A 4,047-nucleotide genomic window follows, 5' to 3' on the forward strand; every position below is an offset into this window, starting at 1 on the left:
AGGGGGAAGTTTAAGTTCGGTACTAATGGAGGTAGGAAGGAGTGCAGAGAATGTTTTTTACTCATTTTTGGAACTAGTTTCAGGTTTTTTAGGATTTACTGTTACTGAAGGCACAAAGAAGAGTGAAGTAGGGGATTATTTTGATGGTCTGGGTAAGAAGCTTGAGATTGCATCAGGAGAATTAGAGAAAGTAGCATAAAAAGCATCAGCAGATATTGATAAAGATGGTATATTTGATGACAAGTCAATAAGGGCAGTTGTTGATTCAGCAAAAGCTACTTTAAGTACGTAAAAGGGCATTTAGAATCATTAAAGGGAATAGGTGATGGCAATGTTGTAGGCGAGGTGGCATCTAATGCTAAAGGAGTAGCAGCAAGTACAGATGAATTGAAGGGTGCCTTTAAGGCATTGAAAGGAATAGTGGACACATCTAGTAAAGAAGGTGTTGCGAAGCCAAAAGCAGGGGATATAGCAGTAAAAGTAGGTAGTGCAGATAATAAAGATGGAGCTAAAATATTAGCTACAGATCAAGGTCCAGGAGCGGCAGTGGGAGATAAAGCGGCAGCGATATTGTCAATTGTAAATGGAGAGAAAATGCTGACATCAATAGTTGCATCAGGAGAAAATGATCAAGCATTGGGTGTAAATAATGCAGATGCTTCAACAAGTACATTAAAATTTGCATTAGGAGGTAATAAAGATAATTTAGCACAAGAAGCAGCTAAAGCAGCAGCAGTAGCAGGAGGAATAGCATTACGTTCATTAGTGAAAGGTGGGAAATTAGCTGCAAATAATAATAATGATGAAAAAGCCGTACAATCAGCAGGAATAAGTGCAGTAAATAAACTGTTATTAGCAGTGGAGGATATAATTAAAAAGACAGTAAAGAATGTATTAGAGAAAGTAAAGCAAGAAGTGGATAAGGCAAGAGATCCAAAAGCAGCAGTTAAGTAGTAGAATTTGAATATAGTTGTTGAAATGATTAGATAAGAACATTATTAAAGGGAGCAATAAAGCTCTCTTTTTATCTGTAGTATTGTATGTGTTATATAAAGCATATTTTTTCTTTTAATCCTTGAGAGAAAAGCAATAAAAACAAGGAGGAGAAGAAAGAAATGAAAGGGGCTTTAGGATATGGGTTGAGAGAAGGGAGAATAGAGGATAAGGGAGGAATATAGGATATAAGGAGGATATAAAGGTAGTAATTAAAATGGGAAGTAAAGGGAGGAAAGAGTTCTGAGAATAGGTTTTTAAGGTCATTGGTGGGATTGAGTAATGAATTTTTGAATGTTTTTACGTCATTTGGGGATATGTTAGGGAGTGTATTGGGGTTAAATGTTAATTCAAAGAAGTCAGATGTAGGGAAATATTTAAGACAGTGCAGGGTACTGTTCAAGGGATAAAGGATGGACTTAATAAAATTGTTGGTGAAATGAAGGAAGGAAAGAATCCGAATGCTGAGGCTACTGAGAGTGCAGTGAAAACATTGGTTGAGAGTAAACTAGATAAGATAATTGGTGGAGCAAAGGAAGCAAGTGAGGCAATAGGAGTAGAAGGAAGTGAACTAATAGGTAATGTAGCTGCTGGTGGAGCAGGTGAAGCTGGTAATGGGATTAAGGGTGATAATGTTGATAGTCTAGTGAAAGGAATTAAAGATATTGTAGATGTGGTACTTAAAGGCAAAGGTAAATATGATGCTGGTAATAGTAAAAAAGCTGAGGATTTTTCTGCTGAAAGAACTGCTCAAGCTGCGAATGGTGAGGCAGGCAAGTTATTTGCTGCTAACGCCGATAGTGCTGCTAATGCAAAGAAGACAGCAGCAGATGCAGCAAAAGCAGTTGGAGCAGTAACTGGTGTTGATATACTGCAAGCTATATTTAAAGATGATGGTGCTATTAAATTAGCTAAAAATAATGATGGTAATGCTGGTGCTATTCCTAAGGATGCAACTATAGCAGGAGGTATTGCATTGAGAGCAATGGCTAAGAATGGTAAATTTGCTAATGCTAATGCTGCTGATGCTGCTAATGCTAATGTTGCTATTTCAGTTCAAGGAACAGCAATAAGTGCAGTAACTAAGGCGTTAGATATATTAACAATAGCAATAAGAGAGACAATAGATTCAGGACTTAAAAGTGTAAAAGAAGCAATGAAAATTAATACTCATGATACTTCTGTATCATCTAAAAAGAGTGGTTCTGATGGTCAAAATAAATAGCAAAGTTATATAAGTAAATAAGAAAAATAAAGTTATAAAGAGGAAGATACTAAGAGTTAAGCTTTTGGTATCTTTTATTTTATAGTGTATTTTATAGTGTGTTAAAAAGAAATATGTTACTTGATATGATTAATTTTATTATTTGTGGTTTCTTTAAAATGTTCTAATTAAAAATATTCGGTTTATTGTATGAAATTGTATAGAATAGATTTGTATAGTTGTAAAATTTGTATAAAGATATAATGAGTCATAAGAAGTAAGTTTTAACTTATATGAGATATCTTAGTTGTTTTAGGAGATTTAATGACACGCCCAGTTGTAATATTAACTTAGCATGGTTAGCATGGTATAAAAATACATTAAAACTTCTAATGAAACTAAGATCTTACACAATGAGTATATATTAAAAATGTAAAAAAGTCTAGCAATAGTAAAATTTTGTTTTTTAATGTAAATAATAGAATATTGTACTATTTGATATTAAGGGTTAATTTGTACAAAAATTAATAATTTCTTTAGGATTTGTTTCGATTATATTATTTGTACATATTGTTAAATATGTTTTCATCATTTTTTTGATAAAAAATAGTAATTTTAATTAAAAAAAATTGTATTTTAGATAATGTGATATATATTATTAATTAATAATCATTACTATTTAGTAATAGTGATTATTAATTCTAAAGAAGGAGAATATTTGTGAGAAAAAATTTGTTTATATTATTAGTTTTGGGGTTAGCGTCTTGTAATCTAGATTCTAAATTATTGGATAATAAAGAAAGACCTGATAATTTTTTAAAAGATGTTGTAAATAATGTTCAGGATTTTGTGAATAACGTTCAAGGTGATGAACCAATAAAAGAAGATGTTGTTAATAAAGTTTCTGTTGAAAAAGTAGTAAGAGGAGATTCTGTAATAAAAGATGAGAAAGGGGAATTAATATCTGCCCTTATAAATGATATTAATAGTGTTATGAGATTATTAAATCAAGATAAGGCTGAAGTTGAGGATGCAAATCAATATGGTATGAAGGATAAAGTGTTTAAATTAGTGTTAAATGCTGTTAATAATAAGACATTAGATCATGATGATAATAAGGAAGTAAGACGATTATTTTATTCCTCTTTGTTATACAATAAAGAAAGAATAAAAGATTTTGCAGAAATTCTTAAAAAAGTAGAAGCGGATAATACAAATAAGGGTACATGGATTTACGATATAATGAATACTGTAGTAGTAGATCTTCAGTTTGATTTTGAGAGAATAATTAATAAATTAGAAAAGAATAGAGATAAACTTGATAAATTGAGTCTTGTTGATTTAAGAGAAATTAAATCAAAGCTTGAAGAAATTCAATTACAGAAATTAAATTGGAGGAAAGCCGTAGATAGTCTTATTTCATCTTATAAAGCTAAGACAGATGGAATTAGTTCTGATAGTAAGAAATTGATAGAGCATATTGAGAAAAGATATAAAGATCTTATTAAAGTTAAAATTCCTGAAATGAAGGCGGTATCTAATAGGATTATATCTATTCTAGATAACAATTAAGTTAATTTATATAATCATTTAAAATACAAAGGAAGGTAGATTAATAATAGTCTATCTTCCTATATTTTTGTTGTATAAATGTATTTTAGGTGAAGTTTGGTAGAAAAAATTTTTTTATATGTATTGTAAAAAAAAGAGTCTTTGGCTTATTAAATTTTACTCTTATAATAACGGTTAGCCTTAAAGTTTTAGCCCGCGTTTATTAATAATTTTATGGGTTGATATAATAAACAATATATCTTTTAATATTAAAGATTATATACTGTAAAGAAAAAATA

1 protein-coding gene and 2 pseudogenes are annotated in these 4,047 nt (G+C 30.4%); all 3 read left to right on the plus strand.

Features of this window, described 5'->3' with window-relative positions; translation table 11 throughout:
- Positions 1-954, plus strand: a pseudogene (locus U880_RS10565) (variable large family protein); the annotation flags it as partial.
- A gap of 275 nt (positions 955-1,229) precedes the next feature.
- Positions 1,230-2,218: pseudogene (locus U880_RS10195) on the plus strand (variable large family protein); the annotation flags it as partial.
- Positions 2,219-2,917: 699 nt separating this feature from the next.
- Positions 2,918-3,769, plus strand: a complete 852-nt coding sequence (locus U880_RS0105665) for a complement regulator-acquiring protein (protein ID WP_024655126.1) — start codon at positions 2,918-2,920, stop codon at positions 3,767-3,769.
- Positions 3,770-4,047: the final 278 nt, after the last annotated feature.

The sequence above is a fragment of the Borrelia hispanica CRI genome (assembly GCF_000500065.1).
GTDB classification, from domain to species: Bacteria; Spirochaetota; Spirochaetia; order Borreliales; family Borreliaceae; genus Borrelia; species Borrelia hispanica.